The following is a 23,321-nucleotide window of genomic DNA, read 5'->3' on the forward strand; positions in this document are numbered from 1 at the left end:
GTGGCCTACTTGTTCGCGCTCATCATTTCGGTAAAGCTCCTTCAAGACAAACAAGAAAAAAATGGCCTTTGGGCCAAAAAAATTTAAGGCTCGGCCATGTCCTATAAACTCCCCCACCTCCCCTGGTTGCGTACCTTCGAGGCCGCCGCGCGCAGCCTGAGTTTCTCTGCCGCCGCCGAAGACCTGCACATGACGGCCGCCGCCGTCAGCCTGCAAATCCGCTCGCTGGAGCAGTACCTGGGCTTTCAATTGTTCGAGCGCCTGCCGCGCGGCGTGAAGCTGACTGACATGGGCCTGGCGTACCTGCCGTCGGTGCGCAAGGCGTTTGACGAGTTGTCGCTGTCGACCGTGGGGCTGTTCGGCAGTCGCGGCGACTGCTCGATCACCGTGCGCTCCACCGCCGCGTTCGCGGTGCTGTGGCTGGCGCCCAAGCTGCACTCGTTCATCGAGGCGCACCCGGACATTGAAATCCGCTTGCTGGCCGACATCTGGGCAGACGCACAGGGGGCGGACCAAAGCGCGGTGGATATCCGTTTTGGCGACGGACATTGGGAGGGATTCGAAGCTGAGCTGATCCAGAAAGAGGCGTCGATACCGGTGTGCAGCCCGGCCTGGCTTGAGCGTGCCGGATCCCCCCAGGCACTGGTCAGCCTGGCCCGGCAAAACCCGATTCACATCATGGGTTGCGAGGATCTATGGACCCGCTGGTTCCGCGCCGCCGGTGTCGCGCAGGACTGCGAGCGCAAAGGCCTGCAGGTCGACACCTCCCTCACGGCGCTGGAACTGGCCAGCGCCGGCTCGGGCTTCGCCCTGGTGCTGCGCAGCCTGACCAGGTCCTATATCGATTCCGGGCGGCTGGTGTCGCCCTTCGAGGGTGAACTGCCCATTGACCAGGCCCATTACCTGCTGCAGCCCAAGGCCGGGAAACGGCCGAGCCCTGAGGTGCTGATTTTCAGGCAGTGGTTGTTGGAAACGGCGCGGGGTCAGTAAAAAGCAAAAGATCGCAGCCTGCGGCAGCTCCTACAGAGGGCCGTTGTAGGAGCTGCCGCAGGCTGCAATCTTTTTAAAAACACCTCAAAGCCTGAAGCGGTCCACCGACTGCGAAAGCTGCCCCGCCAGGCTCGACAACTCATCGGTGGTCGCCGCCGTCTGTCCAATCACCTTGCTGTTGCCTTCGGACATGCCGGCGATCATCTCCACTTGGTGAGCAATCTCATTACTGGCCAGGCTTTGTTCGCCGATGGTGCGGCTGATGTCGTTGACCAGTTGCGTGGTGTTGAGGGTAGCGTCGAGGATTTCGCGGATGGCCCGTTCGACCTCGGCGGTCACGGCCATGCCCTTGTCGACCTGGGCCACGCCCGCCTCCATGCTGGTCACCGCCTCGCGGGTGTTCTGCTGGATGCGCGAGACCATGGCGGCGATTTCCTGGGTGGAGGCACTGGTGCGCCCGGCCAGGCTGCGCACTTCGTCGGCCACCACGGCAAACCCGCGCCCCTGCTCACCGGCGCGGGCGGCCTCGATGGCGGCGTTCAGGGCCAGCAGGTTGGTCTGGTCGGCGATGCCCTTGATCACCTGGATGATGCTGAAAATCCCTTCGGACTCCTTGTCCAGCGTGCGGATGACCTGGGCCGACTGCTGCGCGGAACGGGCGATGCCGTCCATGTCGTTGACCACCTGATGGATCACCCGTCCGCCATCCTTGGCCAGGGTTTCGGCCTGGTTGGCCATGTCCAGAGCGCGCTCGGCGTGCCGGGTGATTTCTTCGATGCTGGCGGTCATTTCGCTGGCGGCGGCCGCCATGGTGCTGGCCGCCGCGCTCTGCTGCTGGCTGCTGCCGGCGACTTCGTGGCAACCGTTGCTGAGCAACTCGCTCATGCCACTGACACCATGGGCGTTGCTGCGCACCACTTCGATCATGCCGCGCAGATCCCGCTGCATGGTCGCCAGGCTGCGGATCAATTGACCGGCTTCGTCTTCGCGTCGGGTCTCGGCAATCGGCTCGCTGAGGTTACCGTGGGCGATGCTTTGGGCAATGCGGCTGGCGGTCTGCAACGGCCCCATGATGCTGACGATGGCCGAGCGGCCCAGCACCAACAGAAGCAGCAGGCTGGCGATCAGCACCACAGCGACCGTGAGGTTGGCATTGCTGATGGCTTGGGCCGTGCCCTGGCTGGTGTGCTGAGTGTTGGTTTCAATCAGCTCGCTGAGCGCCGCCATCTGGCCTTCCAGTTGGCTGAATGCGTTGTTGAAACCACTGAGTTCCTTTTGCGCGGCCTCGGGGTTTTCCAGGGCCAGGCCGACAATGCGCTCGGCGGCGCTGATGTAGGTGTCGAGGCTGGGCTTGATCTGGTTCAGCGCGGTTTTCAGGGTGTCGTTGACCGGCAGCTTGAGGTTGTCCGCGAGCATCTGCCGAAAATGCGCGGCGTGTTCCTCCAGGGAACTGCGCACCTCGGCCTTGGTGCTGGTGCTCTTGTCCAGCCCCACCAGCATCGCCGACAGCACGTCGGCACGCAGGGCGTCGTGCATCATGTCGGCTTCGAGGTGATTGCGCAGCGCGGACATGCTGACGTCATTGTCCTGCACCGCTTGCGCCATCCGGCCATTCCCCAGGTAACTCACCAGTCCCATGATCATGGCGGCGAGCACGCCTGTTCCGATCAGCAACAGTAAACGCAGTTTTATGGACACTCTGTGGTTCCTCTTTTCGCACGTTTCGATTGATGCAAGCCCATTGCTGAAAGGGTTATCGGCGCGCATCGGCAGTAGTTGAAAGCCTGCACCCGGTTATAGCGAGTTTTACGACATGCGGTAGCAGGCGGCCCTGATCAATCTGCGTTCGAGCATCTTCCATTCCGGGCGAAACCTGCTAGGTTGTACGACGACTTACAACAACAAGGAAATACCCATGAAAAGAGTCAAAGTGCTGGTTGGTTTTCTCTGCCTGTTCAGCGGCTATGTCGCCGCCGCCCCCTCGTCCAGTGACAAGGACGTTGCGCAAGCCGTCGATCACCTGACCGATGCGATGCTGCACAAGAACATCGCGCAGCTTCAGGCGCTGACCGCCGACAACCTGACCTACGGGCATTCCAGCGGCAAAATCCAGGACAAGAAGGCCTTCATCGACGATATCGAGACGGGCAAAAGCGCGTTCAAGACCCTGGAAATGCAGAACCAGACCATCAGCGTTTCCGGTGACGTAGCGCTGGTGCGCCATCACTTCTCGGGGCAGGCGATCAAGGGGGGTGACGTGGTTCCGACCGAGATCGAGAACTTTCAGGTCTGGCAGAAACAGGGAGGGAAATGGCTACTTGTAGGACGACAGGCCTATAAATTCTGATGTTGGTTTAACTGATGGATCGCGCTCGACGGGTTCTTCTGTAGGAGCGAGCCTGCTCGCGATGGTCGTTAACGATAACGCTGGATGCCTGACACCCCGCGGCGTTCTCGGGTTTATCGCGAGCAGGCTCTCCTTCAAGTGAAAGGTGAGACTGCTCGCGGAAAACGCCAGGACAATGCAGTCATCCAGATACGGCGCGTTATCGTTTACGTCCATCGCGAGCAGGCTCGCTCCTACAGGGGACGGTGGGTCCTCGCTTGGTCAGGCGATGCCGACCTCCACCCTGCCCTCATTCAACCGTGCCGGCCACACCCGCAAGCGCTGCTCCGGATACTCCAGGCAACTGCCGTCTTCCAGGCGAAAGTGCTGTTTGTAAATCGGCGAGGCCACCACCAGGTCGCCCTTGATGCTGCCCACCAGGCCACGGCCAATGACATTGGCCCCCGATTGCGGATCGTGGTTGTCGATGGCGTAGAGGGTCTGGCCCTCGATGCCCGGCAGGTAGAACAGCGCCACTTGCGCACCGTCCAGCCACACCACCACACCGGAGTCGTTCACCAGATCCTGCTGGCTGCACACCGCTTGCCAGACGTCGACGTTTTCTGCACGGGCGGCCATGCGTTGGGTATTGGACTGATTCATCAGACACGCTCCTTGACGGGGATGAGGTTGAGTTCGGCGGCCATGATCGGGCGCCGCTGGCCGCGCTCCTGGACAAAGTGGATGTCCGGGTCCGGGCGTTTGTCGTTGACGAAGGTGCGGAAGCGCTTGAGCTTTTCCGGGTCTTTGAGGGCGTTGGCCCACTCGCACTCATAACGATTGACCACCAGTTGCATCTGCGACTCGAGTTCCTCGCCCAGGCCCAGGCTGTCGTGGATGATCACGTCCTTGAGGTAGTCCAGGCCGCCTTCCAGACTTTCGCGCCAGACCGAGGTGCGCTGCAACTTGTCGGCGGTGCGGATGTAGAACATCAGGAAGCGGTCGATGTAGCGGATCAGCGTCGCGTCATCCAGATCGGTGGCGAACAGTTCGGCATGACGCGGGCGCATGCCGCCGTTGCCGGCGATGTACAGGTTCCAGCCCTTCTCGGTGGCGATCACCCCCACATCCTTGCTCTGTGCTTCGGCGCACTCACGGGTGCAACCAGACACCGCGAACTTGAGCTTGTGCGGCGAACGCAGGCCCTTGTAGCGATCTTCCAGGGTCAGGGCCATCTGCACGCTGTCCTGCACGCCGTAGCGGCACCAGGTACTGCCGACGCAGGATTTCACCGTGCGGGTCGACTTGCCGTAGGCGTGACCGGTTTCGAAACCGGCCTCGATCAGTTCACCCCAGATGTCCGGCAATTGATGCAGCTGGGCGCCGAAAAGGTCGATGCGCTGGCCGCCGGTGATCTTGGTGTAGAGGTCGTATTTCTTCGCTACCACGCCGATAGCGATCAGCTTGTCGGCGGTGATTTCGCCGCCGGGAATGCGCGGCACCACCGAGTAGGTGCCGTTCTTTTGCATGTTGGCCATGAAGGTATCGTTGGTGTCCTGCAACGGCACCAGCGAGGGGTCCATGATCGGCTGGTTCCAGCACGAGGCCAGGATCGAGCCCACGGCGGGTTTGCAGATGTCGCAACCGGTGTGTCCGCGCCCATGCTTGGCCAGCAGTTCCTCGAAACTGATCACCCCTTCCACCCGCACCAGCGCGTACAGCTCCTGGCGGGTGTAGGCGAAGTGTTCGCACAGGCTCTTGTCGACGCTGACGCCCCGGGCGATCAGTTCATGCTCGAAGACTTGCTTGAGCAGCCCGGCGCAACCGCCGCAACCGGTGCAAGCCTTGGTCTGCGACTTGAGCAGGCCGAGATCGGTGCAGCCGCCGTCGATGGCCGAGCAGATGGCGCCCTTGGTCACGTTGTGGCACGAGCAAACCGTGGCCGATTCCGGCAAGGCGCCGGGGCCGAGGGTCGGCGCGCCTTCGGACGACGGCAGGATCAGGCCCGCCGGTTCCGCTGGCAAGGCAATCGCGTTCTGCATGTATTGCAGCAGGGTGTCGTAGTAGCTGTTGTCGCCGATCAGCACCGCGCCGAGCACGTGCTTGCCGCTGGCGTCGACCACAAGGCGACGGTAGCTGGCGCACGTCTCGTCGATGAACTGGTAGCTGCGCGCGCCGGGGGTATTGGCGTGGGCATCGCCGATGGAGCCGACGTCCACTCCCAACAGCTTGAGCTTGGTCGACATGTCGGCGCCACGGAATGGTTCGGCGCTGTCGTCGCACAGGCGTGCCGCCACGCTGCGGGCCATCTGGTAGCCGGGGGCAACCAGACCGAACAGGCTGCCGTTCCACGACGCGCATTCGCCGATGGCATAGATGTTCGGGTCGCAGCTCAGGCAGGTGTCATCGATCACCACGCCGCCGCGCGGGCCGATCTCCAGCGCACATTGGCGGGCCAGTGCATCCTGGGCGCGGATGCCGGCGGAGAACACCACCAGGTCGGTTTCGAGGAACTCGTCGTTGGCGAAGTTCATCCGATAGCGGTATTGCTCGCCGGCGCTGATCGACTGCGTGGCGCGGGACAGGTGCACGCCAACGCCCAGCCGCTCGATCTGCGCCTTGAGCGCCAGGCCACCGAGGTCATCCAGTTGCACCGGCATCAGGCGCGGCGCGAACTCCACCACATGGGCTTCCAGGCCCAGACTTTTCAGGGCATTGGCCGCCTCCAGGCCGAGCAGGCCACCGCCCACCACCACACCGCGCCGGGCATTGGCCGCCGCGGCGCGGATGGCGTCGAGGTCTTCCAGGGTGCGATACACCAGGCGCGACTCGCCTTCGGCGCCTTCGATCGGCGGTACGAACGGGTAGGAACCGGTGGCCAGAATCAGCTTGTCGTAAGCCACGCGGCCTTGTGCGGTGACGACCTGGCGCTGTACGCGGTCGATTTCCAGCACCGGTTCACCCAGATGCAACGTGACGCCCGGCGTCTCGTACAGCGAGGCGTCGCTCAACGCCAGCGACTCGGCATCGCGACCGGTAAAGTACTCGGACAGATGCACACGGTCGTAGGCGCGCATCGGCTCTTCGCTGAAGACGTGCAGGCGATAGCGGTCAAGGGCACCGCGTTCGATCAGTTGCTCGACACAATGGTGTCCGACCATGCCATTGCCGATCACGACCAGCGTTTGCAGCTTGTTCAACGTGGCTACATTGCAATTCATATACGACCCTGCCAATCACGGTTCAAAAAGCAAAAAAAACGCCTGAAACCTTGCGGTTCCAGGCGTCTTTGCCTGTTCTTCTGCGGTGTCGAAGCCGGACGGCCATGCCCGGTCCACCGATGTTGCCCACGACCTGTGCGGTTGATCGATCGACGTTGACCGAGGGGGCTTTGGGGGATCTTTGCAGGGTTTGTGCCAGACGATGGTTCAGGGCTGTGGAGGCGGCGATTCAGGCGGGTTTCAGCGGATTGACCGGGGATCAATGACGGTCAGGTGGATCGGCAAATCGCTACGCGCTGGTGCACGCTGTCTGTCCCTGCGCTTTATAAAAGTGCGCTTTTCTGTAGGAGCGAGCCTGCTCGCGATGGTCGTCAACGATAACGCTGGATGCCTGACACCCCGCGGCGTTCTCAGGTTCATCGCGAGCAGGCTCGCTCCCACAAAAGCCCCCCGCGACCATTTGGCGCACGACCTTCGGGCGATCGATTAAGCGTGATCGGGCAACAGTTTGTTAACATCCCTGCGCTTTTTCTCGCCTGGTCGGTCAGGCACTGTGTTTTTTCTGTCGCTACACAGGAAGCTTTATTTCCATGAGTACGTTGTATTCCCGCCGTTCGGTGCTGCAGGGCATGAGCCTGCTGAGCCTCGGCCTGCTGGCTGGCTGCGACGACAGCAGCAAGCTGTCGTTCAAGTACGGCAAGGATCTGAGCGACAAGATCATGGGCCGTTCCTTCAAACTCACCGATTCCCAGGGCGAAACCCGGATGCTCGGCAGCTACCGGGGCCTGATGCCGATGATCTTCTTCGGTTTCACCCAATGCCCGGCGGTCTGCCCGACGACGCTGGCCCGCGCGGCCCAGGCGAAGAAACTGATGGGCCGCGATGGCGAACGCCTGCAGGTGGTCTTCATCACCCTGGACCCCGAGCGCGATACCCCGGAATTGCTCGACAAATACGTCAAGGCCTTCGACCCGAGCTTCGAGGCGCTGTACGGCACGCTGGAAGAAACCGCCGCCGTGGCCAAGGAGTTCGGCGTATTCTTCGAGAAGGTCCCCAGCGGCGATACCTATACCCTGTCCCACACCGCCACCAGTTACGTGTTCGACTCCCGGGGCAATCTGCGCCTTGGCCTGTCCGCGTCCCTTACCGCTCAAGAGTGCGCAGAGGATCTGCTCACTGTCATGGAGGTCTGCTGATGACTTCGTTTTGCGCTGCACGTATCAAACAACTCGCCCTGGGCGTTGCCCTGATGGGTCTGGCCTGGCAAGCGTCCGCTCAGACTCAGGTCAGTGACGCCTGGGTCCGTGCCACCGTGGCCGGGCAGCATTCGTCCGGCGCGTTCATGACCCTGAAGGCCGACTCCGACAGCAAGTTGATCAAGGTTGAATCGCCGGTGGCCAAGCTGGTGCAAATCCACCAGATGAGCATGAAAGACGATGTGATGCGCATGGGTCAGGTCGAGTCGGTCGACTTGCCCGCCGGCAAGCCGGTGAGCCTGGATCCCAATGGCTACCACATCATGCTGATGGACCTGACTGCTCAGGTGGCCGATGGCAGCAAGGTGCCGCTGACGTTGACCGTGGAAAATGCCAAGGGCGAGAAAGAGACGATCAAGGTTGAAGCCGATGCCCGTGCGCTCAACACGATGGATCACAGCAGCATGGACCACAGCAAGATGCAGTAAGGGTCTGACGGTCTCGATCAACGAGGCCGTTCATTGATGGGAGGTGCGTACATGACGACGAACACCGAAACCGCCATCCTCGCCGGCGGTTGCTTCTGGGGCATGCAGGATCTGTTGCGACGCTACCCCGGCGTGCTGGCCACGCGGGTCGGCTACTCCGGCGGCGATGTGCCCAATGCGACCTACCGCCACCATGGCACCCACGCCGAAGCGATCGAGATCGTCTTTGATCCGGCGCAGATCAGCTATCGCCAAATCCTCGAGTTCTTCTTCCAGATCCACGACCCGAGCACCAAAAATCGCCAGGGCAATGACCTGGGGACGAGCTATCGTTCGGCGATCTATTACCTGAGCGAAGAACAGAAGCGCACTGCCCTGGACACGGTCGCAGACGTCGACGCCTCCGGGCTCTGGCCCGGCAAGGTGGTGACCGAGATCGAGCCGGCCGGGCCGTTCTGGGAAGCGGAGCCCGAGCATCAGGATTATCTGGAACACTATCCGAACGGCTACACCTGCCACTTCATCCGGCCGAACTGGGCGTTGCCCAAGCGCGGATGAACACCGGCCTGCTTTTCTGTAGGAGCGAGCCTGCTCGCGATGAACGCGAGAACGCTGCGGGGTGTCAGGCCTCCAGCGTTATCGTTGGCGACCATCGCGAGCAGGCTCGCTCCTACAGGGAAAGCGGGTTATTTGCGCTTGGAGGTGTTGAGTGTCACGGCGGCGCGAATCAGCGCCTTGAACGCGGCTTCATCGATCACCTCGCCCTCATGCAAATCGATGGCGCGCCGGGTGTTGCCTTCAAGACTTGAGTTGAACAGCCCTGCAGGATCCTCCAGTGCCGCCCCCTTGGCGAAGGTCATCTTCACCACCTGCTTGTAGGTCTCCCCTGTGCAGATGATTCCGTCGTGGGACCACACCGGCACGCCCCGCCACTTCACTTCCTCGATCACCTCGGGATCGGCCTGTCTGACCAGCGCCCTCATCCGGGCCAGCGTCTGGCCGCGCCAATCGTTCAGTTCGTGGATTTTCGCGTCGATAAAATCGGAGGCAGAGTCCATGCCCTGCGCGGGTGTCGAGCCCGTGTTGTCCTTGTGCATGATGGTTGTCGTCTTCTTCAGGGGAGCCGATGACTTGAGTCGGCAAAGGGGTGTAATCCACGAGTAAGGCACAGCAACGCGTGGTCTGCCATGTCGCCGGTCGCCCGGTAACGCGCCTGAAAAATCCGTGATTGGTCTCACACAAATTGCTCATCAAATAAACAATTGCAAACTAGACTTGATTAATGGACGAAGCGCAGCACTCACCGGATCAGCCAAAAAATTAATAAAAACAAGGATATAACCTTGAACATCAGAATCTTTGTCCTGATGGGGAGCTTGCTGGTGTCCGCCGGCGCATTGGCCAACGGGAGCATTCCCGTGCTGGAGCTGGACTTCACAAGGTCGGCCACCGAAACCCTGAAAAAACACGGGATCAACGACGCCTGCATCATCGTCGCCTCCAATCCCAGCGGGTTCACCTATTGCCGCGAAGGCTCGGCAACGCTCTGGAAATACCAGGCGCGGGACCTCAATCAACCCGGCGGCCAGGGCCCGATGCTGGTCTCGCTGGATGACGGGCGTATCAGCATCGCCGAAGACGACAGCCCCGCTTGCGTGGAAGAACTGCCCAAGCCCACAGTCGATCCGGTGATCACCCGTACCATCGCCATCAGCCTGATCGTGCTGTTTCTGATTCTGGGTTTGCGCTTCACCTACAGGGCCACCATGGACGGCTACTTTGCCCGCACCGTGTATTCCGGCACCCACCTGCAGCGTTCGACCGGCTCCGCCCGCGCCCATCGCTCGGCCTCCAAGGCCCTGGTCTGTTTTGCGATCTCGGCGGCCGTGACCTTCATCTATTTCGGCTACGGCGCGTTTTGAGCATCGCGCCCGGTAGCGAACCGGCCATCCTCGCCCCCCTGTAGGAGCGAGCATGCTCGCGATGGTCGTTAACGATAACGCGTACTGACTGGTTGAACGCAGCGTTCTTGAGCCCATCGCGAGCAAGCTCGCTCCCACAGGTACAGCGGCGGATTCAAACGTGCGTTCAGGGCTGCGGGCGATTGACCACGCAGCCCCTGAGGGACAGTCACTCTTTTACCAGTGGCCCTGGCAGCGCGGCGCCTTGCTGGAAGATCACGGTCTGCGCCGGCATTGGCGCCGGGAAGCCGGCTTCGCCGAGGGCATCCTTGATGACGCGGTTGGTGTCGAAGTAGACCTGCCAGTAGTGCTCGTTATGGCAGTACGGACGCACCGCCAGCACCGGGCCGACCAGATTGAACTCGAGAATTTCCACGTCGATTGCCGGGGTTTCCAGCACGTTGGGAACGGCGGCGATCTTTTCCTTGAGCAAGGCGGCCGCCGCTTTCCAGTCAGCGGCACCGGACAGCTGGGCCTTGAGCTCGACCCGGCGAAACGGGTTGTGGGTGAAGTTCTGGATGTTGTCGCTGAAGATCTTGTTGTTGCCCACCAAGGTCAGCACGTTGTCCGGGGTGTTGATCGAAGTGGCGAACAGGCCGATCTCCATCACGGTCCCGGTCACGCCGCCGGCGCTGATGAAATCGCCGACCTTGAACGGACGCAGCACAATAATGAAGGCGCCGGCCGCGAGGTTGGCCAGCAGCCCCGACCAGGCCATGCCGATTGCCAGGCCGACCGCAGCGAGCAGTGCCGCAAAGGTGGTGGTCTGCATCCCGAGGTAACCGAGGATGGCGATGACCAGGATGATGTTCAGGGTGACGGTGATGGCCGAACCGACATAGCGCAGCACGGTGGGGTCGACTTTCTGCTTGCCCAGGGCTTTTTGCACCATGCCGACGGCAAATCCGATCAGCCAGCGGCCGACGATCCAGAAGGCAATGGCGGCCAGCACCTTGACCGCAAAAGCGACACCGTAGGCCTGCACGACTGCAATCAGTGCGTTGAACTTCTCGGTGGTTACGTTAACGATTGTCTCGTCCATGGCAGAAGCTCGCAAATGAGGATTGACCTCAAGACGCTAGCACAGCCTTGGCGGGTCGCCAGTGGGATTGCTCCGGGATCAGGGCTGCAAACAAATGGCGGGTTCGACAAATGACCTGTAGGAGCAAAGCTTGCTCGCGATGGCGGTGCATCAGCCGCCACATCAGTAAACAAACTGACGCCATCGCGAGCAAGCTTTGCTCCTACAAGGAGGCGCGCCCTTAGTGCGGGGCGCGGGGGATGGTTTTGAGCAGGTCTTCGGGGCTGATGTAACCGACCACGGGCTGCACGCTGCCCGGTTGCGGCATGTTGAGGATGTGGCCTTTCATCTTGCCGATGATGTGCATTTCGCAAGGCTTGCAGTCGAACTTCAGGGTCAGCACTTCGTCGCCGTGAATCAGCTGCATCGGCGCGACCTTGGTGCGCACGCCGGTCACGCCCTTGGCCTGTTTCGGACACAGGTTGAACGAGAAGCGCAGGCAGTGCTTGGTGATCATCACCGGCACTTCACCTGCTTCTTCGTGGGCCTCATACGCCGCGTCGATCAGCTTGACCCCGTGACGGTGATAGAAATCCCGGGCCTTCTGGTTGTAGACGTTGGCCAGGAACGACAGGTGCGATTCCGGGTACACCGGCGGCGGATTGGTCTCGGCCTTGCGGCCTCCGCGCGGATGCGCCTTGATGCGCGCCAAGGTCAGTGCCTCGATCACTTCCCGGCGCAGCGCCTTGAGCTGCGAGTTGGGAATGAAGAACGCCTGCGGCGCGTCCAGCTTCACGTCGGTGGCGTGGTACTCGGTGGTACCCAGTTGGCAAAGCAGATCGCGCAATTGCTCAAGCGCCTGCTCCGGCTTGTTGGCCACACCGAACGGACCGTCCAGGGACAGGCTGGCGCTGACGCCCTCCTCGCTGGTGGCGGTCAATTGCAGACGCTGCTCGTCCAGGCGCGCGACCCAGGCCACGCCAATGCGACGTTCGGCGGAGGTCTTCTGCAAGGCCTGCTGCCAGTTGTGATCGAGGTTGCGGTTCAGGGGATGGTTGGGCCGCAGCTTGTACAGCCCTTCCGGCATTTCGTTGGGTTCGACGCGATAGCGATAGCGCTTCTCGCCATCTTCCTCGAATTCACCCTTGGGCTCGGCAATGTTGGTGCGCCAGCCGACGACTTCGCGCTTGACCAGCACGTTGAGGCCATCACCGTTGGACAACGGCTCCTCGGTGACCACGATCAAATCGCGCTTGCCGACTTTTTCCACCACGCCCACCGGCAGGCCGGTGAAGGTCGGCGAGTCGAAGGCGCCGATGTCGATCTTGCGCTCGCTGACAAAGTAGTCAGTGCTGCCACGGTGGAAGGTCTTGTCCGGATCGGGCACGAAGAAGTGCGCGGTGCGGCCGCTGGAAGCGCGGGCCAGGTCCGGGCGGTCTTCGAGCACATCGTCCAGGCGCTGGCGGTAGTAGGCGGTGATGTTCTTCACATAGCCCATGTCCTTGTAGCGCCCTTCGATCTTGAACGAGCGCACGCCGGCTTCGACCAGGGCGCGAATGTTGGCGCTCTGGTTGTTGTCCTTCATCGACAGCAGGTGCTTTTCGTAGGCGATTACGCCGCCCTTTTCATCCTTAAGGGTGTACGGCAGGCGGCAGGCCTGGGAACAGTCGCCACGGTTGGCGCTGCGCCCGGTCTGCGCATGGGAAATGTTGCACTGGCCGGAGAACGCCACGCACAGCGCGCCGTGGATGAAGAACTCGATCGCCGCCTCGGTCTCGTCAGCGATGGCGCGGATTTCCTGCAGGTTCAGCTCGCGGGCCAGCACCAGTTGCGAAAAGCCGGCCTGGTCGAGGAATTTCGCCCGGGCCAGGGTGCGAATGTCGGTCTGGGTACTGGCATGCAATTCGATCGGCGGGATGTCCAGTTCCATCACGCCCAGGTCCTGGACGATCAGCGCATCGACGCCGGCGTCGTACAGCTCGTGGATCAGCTTGCGCGCCGGCTCCAATTCGTTGTCGTGCAGGATGGTGTTGATGGTGGTGAAGACCCGCGCGTGGTAGCGGTGGGCGAACTCCACCAGGGCGGCGATATCGCTCACCTCATTGCAGGCGTTGTGGCGCGCGCCGAAGCTCGGGCCGCCGAGGTACACGGCGTCGGCGCCATGCAGGATGGCCTCGCGGGCGATGGCAACATCGCGGGCAGGGCTGAGCAATTCCAGGTGATGCTTGGGCAAGGACATATGTTTTTTTAGTCAGGCGGTCACGGTCGAGGGGCGCATTGTACCGGTGAATGGCCTGAGGGGCATCTGTGTGCTGCCGGGTGGCAGCAGGATCACCCAAATCCCTGTAGGAGCGAGCCTGCTCGCGATGGCGGTGAGTCAGTTGATACTTTTTTGACTGTCAGACCGCTATCGCGAGCAGGCTCGCTCCTACAGGGGGAGCAGTGCCGGAATCAGGCCTTGGCCGCCATCGCGACGACTTCCACTTTCATGCCTTCCACCGCCAGCGCTGCCACACCCACGGCGGCACGCACCGGCCATGGCTTGGCGAAGTAGCGCTTGTAGACTTCGTTGAACGCCGCACGGTCGGCCATGTCGGTGAGGTAGATGGTCAGATGCATGACGCGGTCCATGGAGCTGCCGGCGCGCTCCAGTGCGACCTTGAGCGCCTGCAGGGTGCATTCGCTCTGCACGGTGATGTCGCCCAGTTCCAGGGTGCCATCGGCGCGGGTCGGGATCTGGGTGGACATCAGGATGCCGTTGAAGGCGGCAACGTCGGAGGAAATGGAGTCCTCGTCGGGATCGGGGGTGAAGACGATGTCTTGGTTGGCCATGGTGCGCTCTTGTTTGAGGGGTAAAGGGGCGCAGTTTACCAGACGCCCCCGCTACATCTCTAAACCCGTGGCTGATGACTGGTCACACAGTGGATACCGCCGCCACCGGCCGAGATGGCATCGATGTTCAGCTGCACCACTTCACGCTCCGGATACAGCCTTGAGAGCAGGTCGAAGGCCTTGCGATCGGCCGCCTTGTCGCCGAACTCCGGCGCGATGATCGCCCCGTTGATCACGAAGTAGTTGATGTAGCCGGCGGCAAAGTCCGGATTGTCGCGATTGAACTTGCTCTTGCGCGGTTTCAACGGCGGCGACACCGTGTGCACCTGCAGCTTGCGGCCATCGGCATCGGTGGCGTTCTTCAGGATTTCCAGATGCGCGCGGGTGACCTTGTTGTCGTAGGACTCGGGGTCGGTGTCGAGGTTGGCGATCACCACGCCCGGCTTGACGAAACGCGCATAGAAATCGACATGGGCGTCGGTGATGTCCTTGCCTTTGATGCCCGGCAACCAGATGATTTTGCGCAAGCCCAGGCGGAATTTGAGTTCCTCTTCGACTTCGGCCTTGCTCCACTCGGGGTTGCGGTTGGCGTTGATCCAACTGCTTTCGGTCATGATCCCGGTGCCGTGGCCATCCACTTCGATCCCGCCGCCCTCGCCCACCAGTTCGCTGCGCTGATAACTCGCCTCTTCGCGACGGGCCACCAGCTTCGCCACCTGCGCATCCTTGCCGTGGCGCTGCTTGTTGCCCCAGCCGTTGAAGTTGAAATCCAAGGCGCCCAGCCCACCCTTGCCATCGACGACGAAATTGGCGCCGATATCGCGCATCCAGATGTCGTCGAGCTCGGTGATGACGTAGGTGACATTGGTCGTGCCGCAATGCTCTTCGGCCAGATCCCGCTCGCTCTGGCGGCAGAACACGGTCAGTGGTTCGTAGGCGGCGATGGTCCGCGCAATCCGGCCGAGGGCCGCCTGCACGTCGCCGGTGAAGTCTTCCCAGATGGCGTCCTGGGCACCGAAGGCGATGAAGGCTTGTTGGTGTTTGTCGCCTTCGTCGGGCATGTACCAACGGCCTTCGCTGGCGGCCAGCACGGACGACGGTTTCAGGCCAAGCCCCATGCAGGCGACGGCCACGCCGGCGGTAACCGATACCTGTTTGATGAATTCGCGACGCGTTGACATGTAGATGTTCCTGAAAAATTAATTACGACCCGGCCAACAACACTGAACCTGTAGGAGCGAGCCTGCTCGCGAAGGCATTCTTTCAGACGACACCCATGCCGCTGATAGACCGCCATCGCGAGCAGGCTCGCTCCTACAGTGGGCAATGCAGCATCACTGGCCGGTGGCGGTCTTGAACTTGGTCCAGGTTCGCATGCGCGCACGCATGTCCGCCTGGGGGATGTCCTTGCCGGGGATCAAGCGCGCGTAGGTGGCTTCATCAATATAGATGTCCGGGTTGTCGCGCATGGTCGCGTCGACGCTCGGCCGCGCCTTGGCATTGGAGGTCGGGTAGCCGGTGAAGTTGCTGATGGCCGCCATGTTCTCCGGGCGCATGACGAAGTTGATGAATGCATAGGCGTACTCCGGATGCTTGGCATCGACCGGAATCGCCATGGTGTCCATCCATATCGTGGTGCCTTCGCGGGGAATGCGGTACTGGAACCGGGTCTTCTTGCCCGCCGAATCCGACGTGCGTTGCGCCTGGGTCATGTCGCCGCTGTAGCCCAGGGACAGGCACAGGTTGCCATTCACCAGGTCGGTCACCGGTTGCGACTGGAACTTGCGAACGTACGGGCGCATCTTGGCCAGCAGTTCACCCGCCGCCTTCAGGTCTTCGGGCTTGGCACTGCGGGGCTCGCGACCGAGGTAGTTGAGCACCACCGCCAGCACTTCGTCCGGCGAGTCGATCATCGAGATGCCGCAATCGGCGAATTTCGACGCCAGCTCCGGCTTGAACAGCATGTCCAGGCTGTTGACCGGCGCATCGGGCATGCGCTGCTTGATCTGCTCGTCGTTATAGGTCACGCCGATGGTGCCCCAGGTGTAAGGCACCGTGGCCCCGGTGGAATGCTCGTACTGCCCGCGCAATTTTTGCAGTCCCGGTTCGATATCAGACAGTTCGGTGAGTTTCGAGCGGTCCAGCGGCAACAAGCTGCCGGCACGCATCAAGCGTTCGGCCACGGTGTCGCCGGGGAAGATCAGGTCGTAGCCGCTGCCACCGGCGAGCATCTTGGCTTCCAGCGTCTCGCTGCCGTCCATGACGTCGTAGATCACCTTGATCCCGGTTTCAGCGGTGAAGCGGCTCAAGGTGTCTTCGGCAAAATAATCGGCCCAGTTGTACAGCCGCAGGGTTTTCTCCTCGGCATGCAGTGCCGGCACCACCGCACCGATGGCCAGCCCGAGGACGGCGGGCAACAGTCGATTGAAGGTACGCATATCAGACCCCCTGGCCATTCCAGCGTGCATGAAGGTGGCGCCCGTCCAGGCTCAACATGGCCCCGTACATTTCCGGGCGACGGTCGCGGTAGATGCCCCAGCTCAGGCGCTCTTCGCGCATGGCGGCCAGATCGAGGCTGTGCACCAGCACGCCGGTGCTGTCGCGGTCGGCCTCGGCGAGCAATTTGCCCTTGTGGTTACTGATGAAGGACGAACCGTAGAAGCTCATCTGCAAGTTTGGATCAAGGGTCGCCACCTCCCGGCCGACGCGGTTGGACGCCACCACCGGCAGGATGTTCGCCGCCGCATGACCGCGCATGGTCATTTGCCAGTGATCACGCGAATCCAGCGTGGCGCAGCCAGGTTCCGAGCCGATGGCGGTAGGAAACAGCAGCACTTCGGCGCCCATCAAGGCCAGGCAACGGGCGGTTTCGGGGAACCACTGATCCCAGCAGATGCCCACGCCGATGCGCCCGAAGGCCGTGTCCCAGACCCGGAAACCGGTGTCGCCGGGGCTGAAGTATTCCTTCTCCTGATAGCCGATGGCGTTGGGGATATGGGTCTTGCGATACACCCCCAGCAAACGCCCGTCGGCATCGGCCACGGTCAAGGAATTGAAGTAAGCGTTGCCGGCCTTCTCGAACCAGCTCAGGGGCAACACCACACCCAACTCCCTGGCCAGCGCGGCGAAGCGCTTGAGAACCGGACTGTCGCCGAAGGTCTGCGCAAGGGCCAGGTGCTGATGGCTTTGCTCGATGCAGAAGTACGGCGTGGCGAACAGCTCCTGCAAGAGGATGACCTGTGCGCCCTTGGCCGCCGCTTCACGCACCAGCTGTTCGGCTTGATCGAGGTTGTGGTTCAGGTCCCAGGTGCAGGGCATCTGGGTGGTGGCGATGGTCAACAGGGTCATGGCCTCAACCCTCCACCGGCCAGGCCGGCTGTTGCTGGGTGATGCAATGCACCCCGCCGCCGCCATGGGCCAGATTATTGATGCGCACCGGTACCACTTCGCGTCCGGGGAATGCCTGGGCAAGGGTCTTTGCCGCCACGTCATCGGCGGCAATGCCGTAGGCCGGCATGATGATCGCGTCGTTGGCGATGTAGAAGTTGGTGTACGAGGCGCAAAACACTTCAGCTTCAGTGTCCACGGCTTCGCTGGCTTCATACAGCTCGATCAGCTCGAACTTGCGGCCCTTGGCATCGGTGGCCAGTTCCAGGGCGCGACGGTTCTCCCGCGCCACTTCGGCATACACCGATTGCTGGTCGTGGGTGGCGTCCACCAGCAACACGCCGGGACGGGCGAAGGCGCACACGCCATCGACATGGCCATCGGTCATGTCGCCGGTGACGTAGTCGGGGTCGCCCGGCAGCCAGATGGTTTTCTTCACGCCCAACAGACGGGCGAAGATGTCTTCCATCTCGGCTTTGCTTATGCCCGGGTTGCGGTTGGGGTTGAGCAGGACCGACTCGGTGGTGATCAGCGTGCCTTCGCCGTCGACGTGGATGGCACCGCCTTCATTGCTCAGGTGCGTGCCAAAGCACGGCAGGCCCAGATGATTGAGTGCGCGACGCGCCAGACCTTCATCCAGATCATGGGCCGACTTGCCGCCCCAGGCGTTGAAGCGCCAGCTCACACCGGCCAGGCCTTGTTGCGGATGGCAGACGAAGCTTGGGCCGGAGTCACGGCACCAGCTGTCGTTCACCGGCAGCTCGATCAGTTCGATGTTGGCGCCGCACAGGGCCTTGGCGCTGTCTACTGCCGAGGGGTCGACGACCATCTTCACCGGTTCGAAACGGGCAATCGCGTTGGCCACGCCGGCGAAATCTTCCTGCACCTGCGCCAGGGTCACGCGCCAACCCGACTCCCAGAGCGCCTGGTTGTGCGGCCAGACCATCCAGGTCGCGGCGTGGCGAACCCACTCCGCCGGCATCATCCAACCACTGTTTCCCATCTCGTTCTGCTGCATGATAAAAAGCCCTTTAGTTAAGCCATTGTGTTCAATGAAAACTGCCTTGGCGGTCTTGGCATACATGCTACGGCGCGTAAAAATGGCAAACAAACGATGGATTTTGCAGAAAAGTGATTAGAGGAACTTATCAGTATGCTCAAGCACTGGCCGCCGCTCAGCACCCTGCGCGGCTTTGAAGCGGCTGCCCGGCTGGGCAGTTTTCACAAGGCTGCCGAGGAGTTGCACCTGACCCAGTCGGCCATCAGCCAGCAGATTCGCAGCCTCGAGGCGTACCTTGAACAGCCGCTGTTTTTTCGCAGCGGGCGCAGCGTCAGCCTGACCGATGCCGGCCACGATCTGCTCAGCACCACCCAGGCGATGCTGCAGCAACTGGCCGTGGGCATCCGCCGACTCGGGCAATATCAGAAACCCAATCAACTGGTGCTCAACACCACGCCGGCGTTCGCCCGCCACTGGCTATTGCCGCGCCTGGGGGATTTTCGCAACCGGCACCCGCAGATCGACCTGTGGATCTACAGCACCGATGAGGTGCCGGACATGGCCACCCAGACCATCGACATCGCCGTGCGCGATGACATCAGCTCCCAGGCCGAGTGCAGCTTCAAGGTGCTGTATGCCGACCGCCTCTACCCGGCGTGCCACCCCGGCGTTTTGGCGCAACCTGTCGAGGCACGCACCACGCTGCACGGCGAACGGGAAATGGATTGGAGTCATTGGGCGGTGGAGGCCGGGGTCGATGTCGGCCAACAGGATCAGGGTCTGAACTTCTCCGATCCGGGCCTGTTGCTGGATGCCGCGTGCGCGGGGCTGGGTATTGCCCTGGTCAGCCAGGTGCTGAGCCGGCAGGCGCGGGCCACCGGCCTGTTACAGCCGCTGGTGGAACAGACCATTCGCGGTCCGAACTGGGCGCTGTTGACCCATCGCGACAGTGAAAACAGTGCGCTGGCGTTCAGTGAGTGGCTGGTGGAGAACCTGGATGCGCAATAAACCCTGTAGGAGCGAGCCTGCTCGCGATGGTCGTTAACGATAACGCTGGCTGCCTGACACCCCGCGGTGCCGGTGCCTCCATCGCGAGCATGCTCGCTCCTACAGTTGATTGCGTTCGCCCGAACAACCCGAGTAATCAGTGCCGGGACATCAGGCCGTGCAGGACCCCGAAGCGCAAGCCAGGCTCGGACGGTGTCATGTGCGAAATGCCGAAGACCTTGAACGCCGCGAGCATCAGCACCAGGCCGCCCGGCAGGATGCTCATGCGATGGGCTTGCAGGCCCGCCAGTCGCAGCTTTTTGACGTGCCCGACTTCCAGCAGGCGTACGGACAAACGCAGCAGGCCACTGTAGGTGATGCCGCTCTGGCCGAAGTCGTTCAGGCCGTTGGCATTGAGGATCCTGGCCAGCATGCGTGCGGTGCCGGATGAGCCGATGGTCTGCTGCCAGCCCTTGGCTCGATAACGCCGGGCCACCTTATCGAACGCCAGGGTAGCCACGCGCTCGGCCTCGAGCAGTGCTTCGGCAGTGATGCGCCCTCCGGCGAAGTAGCGCGCACCGAAGGTGCCGCTGCCGATGGCAATGCTCTGGGTGACCAAAGGCTCGGTGCCGCGCCCCAGAATCAACTCGGTCGACCCCCCGCCGATATCCACCACCAGCCGCATGCTCTCGGCGCAGGGGATCGTGTGAGCGACGCCGGCATACACCAGTCGGGCTTCTTCCTGTCCGGAGATGACGTCGATCCGAAACCCCAGGTGACGCTCGGCACTGGCCAGGAAAAGCTCGGCATTATCGGCCTCGCGCACCGCGCTGGTGGCCACCGCCCGCACCCGCCCGGCCTCGAAACCGCGCAGTTTCTTGCCGAATCGCGCCAGCGCCTGCCAGCCGCGATCCAGCGCCAGTTCGTCCAGCGCCCCGCCCTGAAACCCTTCCGCCAGCCGCACCGGCTCGCGCAAGGTTTTCACCTCCTGAATCATGAACGCCTGATTGCGCCTGACAGGCTGGCCGATCATCAGGCGAAACGCGTTGGAGCCCAGGTCAATGGCGGCAAAAAGGGAGGCGTCACCTTTCATGGTTGGGATTCCTGGCAGTTTTCTTATCGGCCCGCGAGCGGCATTGCACCGCACGCTGAAGCGGTTTGCGCCGATCCTGCCATGGGTTCGGTGACATCCCGATGACAGCGCAATTAAATCTGCCATCACCTGTTCGTCACCACAGCGTCACATGCCCCGGCATAGCATGCTGGCTTCCACCTCTCGTCGGGAGTTCTGACCATGCTGTTGACCAACGACACCCTGATGCAACGCATCCATCGCGAACTGCTCGATCACAGCGACGAAGAGCTTGAACTGGAGCTTCTGGAGGATGATCACGACCTCGGTTCCCTGTTCGGCGATCACCCCGACGAAAGCCCGCAAAAACAGGAACGCCGGCGTTACTTCAGCGAACTGTTCCGCCTGCAGGGTGAGTTGGTGAAGCTGCAGAGCTGGGTGGTCAAGACCGGGCACAAGGTGGTGATCCTGTTCGAAGGCCGCGACGCCGCCGGCAAGGGCGGTGTGATCAAGCGCATCACCCAGCGTCTCAACCCCCGGGTCTGCCGGGTCGCCGCCCTGCCCGCGCCCAATGACCGCGAACGCACCCAGTGGTATTTCCAGCGCTACGTCTCGCACCTGCCGGCCGCCGGCGAAATCGTCCTGTTCGACCGCAGCTGGTACAACCGCGCCGGGGTCGAGCAAGTGATGGGCTTTTGCAACGCGGATCAATATGAAGAATTCTTCCGCACCGTGCCGGAGTTCGAACGGATGCTCGCCCGCTCGGGCATCCAGTTGATCAAATACTGGTTCTCGATTTCCGACCAGGAACAGCACCTGCGCTTCCTCAGCCGCATCCATGACCCGCTCAAGCAATGGAAGCTCAGCCCCATGGACCTGGAATCGCGCCGACGCTGGGAGGCCTACACCAAGGCCAAGGAAGTCATGCTCGAACGCACCCACATCGCCGAAGCGCCCTGGTGGGTGGTACAGGCCGACGACAAGAAAAAGGCCCGGCTCAACTGCATCCATCACCTGCTGAGCCAGATGCCTTACGAGGAAGTCGAGCTGCCGGTGATCGAACTGCCGCAGCGCGTGCGCCAGGAAGACTACTCACGCAATCCGACGCCACCGGAAATCATCGTGCCGCAGGTTTACTGACGAACCGGCGTCTAGGCGTCATGAATCTGTAACCTGGCTGCCGCAATACTGACGCCATACACCGCGTGCTTTTTTTTCCCGCCGTCCTTAAGGACGGCTTTTTTTTGCCCGCTCCCCCTGTAGGAGCGAGCCTGCTCGCGATGGACGAAGGGACACCGCGGGGTGTCAGGCTGCCAGCGTTATCGTTGACGACCATCGCGAGCAGGCTCGCTCCTACAGGGGACCGCGATCTGCTTTTGCTTTGGTTTTTGATCTTGATTTTGATGTTGACCTGCCCCGTCGGAATACCGGAGCGAGGGAACCCTGAGCCTAAGCGAAGGGCCGTACGTCAGGGGATAAAAGCGCTTGGTTACTTGGCGCTTTTCCAAGTAACCCGCCGTCAGGGCGGAACCATAAGCAGCCATCACCAAAAAAACGGATATGTACCCAGTCAACAACACACACGCCAGCTGTAGGAGCGAGCCTGCTCGCGATGGTCGTCAACGATGACGCTGGCTGTCTGACACCCCGCGGTGTTCCGTCGTTCATCGCGAGCAGGCTCGCTCCTACAGGGTTCCTGCCTCAGGGATCGACCTGCCCCATCAGCTCGGCCACCGATTCCTCGCGCTTGGCATAGCGCTGCGCCAACACCGCGCAGACCATCAGTTGAATCTGATGAAACAGCATCAACGGCAGGATCAGCACGCCGATGGTGCTGCCGGCGAACAGCACTTGGGCCATGGGTACGCCGGTGGCGAGGCTTTTCTTCGAACCGCAGAACAGGATGGTGATGCGGTCTTCCTGGTTGAAACCAAAGGCCTTGCCCAGCACGGTCGACGCCACCAGCACCAGCACCAGCACCACGCAGCAGGCCACCACCAGCCCCGCCAGGTCCCGCAGCGGAATCTGATGCCAGATGCCTTCATTCACCGCTTCGCTGAACGCGCCATAGACCACCAGCAGAATCGAGCCCTGGTCGACGAATTTCAGCCAGCTCTTGTTGCGCCCCACCCAGGCGCCGATCCAGCGCCGGGCGATCTGCCCGGCAATGAACGGCAGCAGCAGTTGCACGCTGATCTTGAGGATCGCGTCCAGGGTCGAGCCGCCGTCGCCATGCACATTGAGCAGCAGCGTCACCAGCAGTGGTGTGAGGAAGATCCCGAACAAGCTGGACGCCGCCGCGCTGCAAATCGCCGCCGGAATGTTGCCGCGCGCCAGGGACGTGAACGCAATCGCCGATTGCACCGTGGCGGGCAGCGCGCAGAGATAGAGCATGCCCATGTACAGGTTGTCGCCGATCAGCGGTGACAGCACCGGCTTGAGCGCCAGGCCCAGCAGCGGAAACAGGATGAAGGTCAGGCTGAATACCAGCAGATGCAGGCGCCAGTGGCCGGCGCCGGCAATGATCGATTCGCGCGACAGCTTGGCGCCGTGCAGGAAGAACAACAGGGCAATGGCGATATTGGTCAGCCAGCCAAAGCCCACCGCTACCTGCCCGCTGGCAGGCAGGAAGCTGGCGAGAAGGACCACGCCGACCAGGGTCAGGGTGAAGTTGTCGGGCAGGAAGCGAGGGCGAGTCATGGGGATCATCCGGGTTTGCCAGGAACGTGGGCTCGACTCTACTCCGCCGCACAGCGGCCGGCTAACGCTAGTAAGCCAGTACATGTCGCGTAACGGACAAATCCACCATTCCCCTGTAGGAGCGAGCCTGCTCGCGATGG

The 23,321-nt window shown here is 62.0% G+C and carries 21 protein-coding genes and 1 pseudogene; 8 read left to right on the forward strand and 14 right to left on the reverse strand.

Annotation, left to right across the window (positions count from 1 at the left end):
• Nucleotides 1–96 precede the first annotated feature (96 nt).
• Nucleotides 97–990 (forward strand): LysR substrate-binding domain-containing protein, encoded by an 894-nt coding sequence (locus tag DKY63_RS07270; RefSeq protein WP_110963481.1) that lies wholly within the window; start codon nt 97–99, stop codon nt 988–990.
• Between the two features lie 84 nt (nt 991–1,074).
• On the opposite strand, the gene DKY63_RS33030 is transcribed toward DKY63_RS07270, so the two are convergent.
• A complete protein-coding gene (locus DKY63_RS33030) occupies nt 1,075–1,938 on the reverse strand; it encodes a methyl-accepting chemotaxis protein (protein ID WP_430523148.1) in 864 nt (287 codons plus the stop codon).
• Nucleotides 1,933–2,757 (reverse strand): annotated as a pseudogene (locus DKY63_RS33035) (MCP four helix bundle domain-containing protein); the annotation flags it as partial. The gene DKY63_RS33030 and the pseudogene DKY63_RS33035, both read right to left, overlap by 6 nt.
• A 148-nt stretch (nt 2,758–2,905) precedes the next feature.
• Between DKY63_RS33035 and DKY63_RS07280 the strand changes: the two are divergent.
• Entirely contained in the window at nt 2,906–3,337 is a 432-nt protein-coding gene (locus DKY63_RS07280; RefSeq protein ID WP_110963483.1) for a nuclear transport factor 2 family protein, read from the forward strand.
• A gap of 261 nt (nt 3,338–3,598) precedes the next feature.
• On the opposite strand, the gene nirD is transcribed toward DKY63_RS07280, so the two are convergent.
• Both nirD and nirB read right to left on the reverse strand, forming a co-directional pair.
• The gene (gene nirD / locus DKY63_RS07285; RefSeq protein WP_110963484.1) at nt 3,599–3,979 is read right to left on the reverse strand and encodes a nitrite reductase small subunit NirD; all 381 of its coding nucleotides are present in this window, start codon (nt 3,977–3,979) and stop codon (nt 3,599–3,601) included.
• The gene (gene nirB / locus DKY63_RS07290; RefSeq protein ID WP_110963485.1) at nt 3,979–6,537 is read right to left on the reverse strand and encodes a nitrite reductase large subunit NirB; all 2,559 of its coding nucleotides are present in this window, start codon (nt 6,535–6,537) and stop codon (nt 3,979–3,981) included. The genes nirD and nirB overlap by 1 nt, the downstream gene beginning before the upstream one ends.
• Nucleotides 6,538–7,127: 590 nt before the next feature.
• Between nirB and DKY63_RS07300 the strand changes: the two genes are divergently transcribed.
• Genes DKY63_RS07300 through msrA form a run of 3 tightly spaced genes read left to right on the forward strand, consistent with a single transcriptional unit; the run spans nt 7,128 to nt 8,779 of the window.
• Nucleotides 7,128–7,733 (forward strand): SCO family protein, encoded by a 606-nt coding sequence (locus DKY63_RS07300; protein WP_110963487.1) that lies wholly within the window; start codon nt 7,128–7,130, stop codon nt 7,731–7,733.
• Nucleotides 7,733–8,221 (forward strand): copper chaperone PCu(A)C, encoded by a 489-nt coding sequence (locus DKY63_RS07305; RefSeq protein ID WP_110963488.1) that lies wholly within the window; start codon nt 7,733–7,735, stop codon nt 8,219–8,221. Before DKY63_RS07300 ends, DKY63_RS07305 begins: the two co-directional genes overlap by 1 nt.
• 51 nt (nt 8,222–8,272) lie before the next feature.
• Nucleotides 8,273–8,779, forward strand: coding sequence for a peptide-methionine (S)-S-oxide reductase MsrA (msrA, locus tag DKY63_RS07310; RefSeq protein ID WP_110963489.1), 507 nt, complete (start codon nt 8,273–8,275; stop codon nt 8,777–8,779).
• Between the two features lie 128 nt (nt 8,780–8,907).
• Here msrA and DKY63_RS07315 read toward each other — a convergent pair whose 3' ends face one another.
• Entirely contained in the window at nt 8,908–9,318 is a 411-nt protein-coding gene (locus DKY63_RS07315; RefSeq protein ID WP_110963490.1) for a DUF1801 domain-containing protein, read from the reverse strand.
• 246 nt (nt 9,319–9,564) lie between these two features.
• On the opposite strand from DKY63_RS07315, the gene DKY63_RS07320 reads away from it, so the two are divergent.
• Nucleotides 9,565–10,143: a hypothetical protein gene (locus DKY63_RS07320; protein WP_239499384.1), complete on the forward strand. Its 579-nt coding sequence runs from the start codon at nt 9,565–9,567 to the stop codon at nt 10,141–10,143.
• 208 nt (nt 10,144–10,351) lie between these two features.
• Here the strand turns inward: DKY63_RS07320 and DKY63_RS07325 are convergent, their stop codons facing one another.
• From DKY63_RS07325 to DKY63_RS07355, 7 genes are all read right to left on the reverse strand, one after another.
• Nucleotides 10,352–11,224, reverse strand: coding sequence for a mechanosensitive ion channel family protein (locus DKY63_RS07325; RefSeq protein ID WP_110963492.1), 873 nt, complete (start codon nt 11,222–11,224; stop codon nt 10,352–10,354).
• 220 nt (nt 11,225–11,444) lie between these two features.
• Complete coding sequence (locus DKY63_RS07330) at nt 11,445–13,442, reverse strand: peptidase U32 family protein (protein ID WP_110963493.1); 1,998 nt, start codon at nt 13,440–13,442, stop codon at nt 11,445–11,447.
• 212 nt (nt 13,443–13,654) lie between these two features.
• Nucleotides 13,655–14,035 (reverse strand): RidA family protein, encoded by a 381-nt coding sequence (locus DKY63_RS07335; RefSeq protein ID WP_110963494.1) that lies wholly within the window; start codon nt 14,033–14,035, stop codon nt 13,655–13,657.
• A gap of 59 nt (nt 14,036–14,094) precedes the next feature.
• Nucleotides 14,095–15,216 (reverse strand): agmatine deiminase family protein, encoded by a 1,122-nt coding sequence (locus DKY63_RS07340; protein ID WP_110963495.1) that lies wholly within the window; start codon nt 15,214–15,216, stop codon nt 14,095–14,097.
• Nucleotides 15,217–15,369: 153 nt separating this feature from the next.
• Entirely contained in the window at nt 15,370–16,473 is a 1,104-nt protein-coding gene (locus tag DKY63_RS07345) for an extracellular solute-binding protein (RefSeq protein WP_110963496.1), read from the reverse strand.
• Nucleotide 16,474: 1 nt separating this feature from the next.
• Complete coding sequence (aguB, locus tag DKY63_RS07350) at nt 16,475–17,383, reverse strand: N-carbamoylputrescine amidase (protein WP_110963497.1); 909 nt, start codon at nt 17,381–17,383, stop codon at nt 16,475–16,477.
• Between the two features lie 4 nt (nt 17,384–17,387).
• Nucleotides 17,388–18,440 carry an agmatine deiminase family protein gene (locus tag DKY63_RS07355; protein ID WP_110963498.1) on the reverse strand — a complete coding sequence of 351 codons (1,053 nt, stop codon included), beginning with the start codon at nt 18,438–18,440 and terminating at the stop codon, nt 17,388–17,390.
• 135 nt (nt 18,441–18,575) lie between these two features.
• Here DKY63_RS07355 and DKY63_RS07360 point away from each other — a divergent pair, with 135 nt between their 5' ends.
• Nucleotides 18,576–19,430 (forward strand): LysR substrate-binding domain-containing protein, encoded by an 855-nt coding sequence (locus tag DKY63_RS07360; RefSeq protein ID WP_110963499.1) that lies wholly within the window; start codon nt 18,576–18,578, stop codon nt 19,428–19,430.
• 136 nt (nt 19,431–19,566) lie between these two features.
• On the opposite strand, the gene DKY63_RS07365 is transcribed toward DKY63_RS07360, so the two are convergent.
• Nucleotides 19,567–20,502: a Ppx/GppA family phosphatase gene (locus DKY63_RS07365; RefSeq protein ID WP_110963500.1), complete on the reverse strand. Its 936-nt coding sequence runs from the start codon at nt 20,500–20,502 to the stop codon at nt 19,567–19,569.
• A gap of 201 nt (nt 20,503–20,703) precedes the next feature.
• Between DKY63_RS07365 and ppk2 the strand changes: the two genes are divergently transcribed.
• Complete coding sequence (gene ppk2 / locus DKY63_RS07370; RefSeq protein WP_110963501.1) at nt 20,704–21,621, forward strand: polyphosphate kinase 2; 918 nt, start codon at nt 20,704–20,706, stop codon at nt 21,619–21,621.
• Nucleotides 21,622–22,182: 561 nt separating this feature from the next.
• Here ppk2 and DKY63_RS07380 read toward each other — a convergent pair.
• On the reverse strand, nt 22,183–23,181 hold the full coding sequence (locus DKY63_RS07380) for a bile acid:sodium symporter family protein (protein ID WP_110963503.1): 999 nt from the start codon (nt 23,179–23,181) through the stop codon (nt 22,183–22,185).
• Nucleotides 23,182–23,321: the final 140 nt, after the last annotated feature.

Origin of the sequence: Pseudomonas putida, from assembly GCF_003228315.1 — a bacterium.
Classification (GTDB): domain Bacteria; phylum Pseudomonadota; class Gammaproteobacteria; order Pseudomonadales; family Pseudomonadaceae; genus Aquipseudomonas; species Aquipseudomonas putida_S.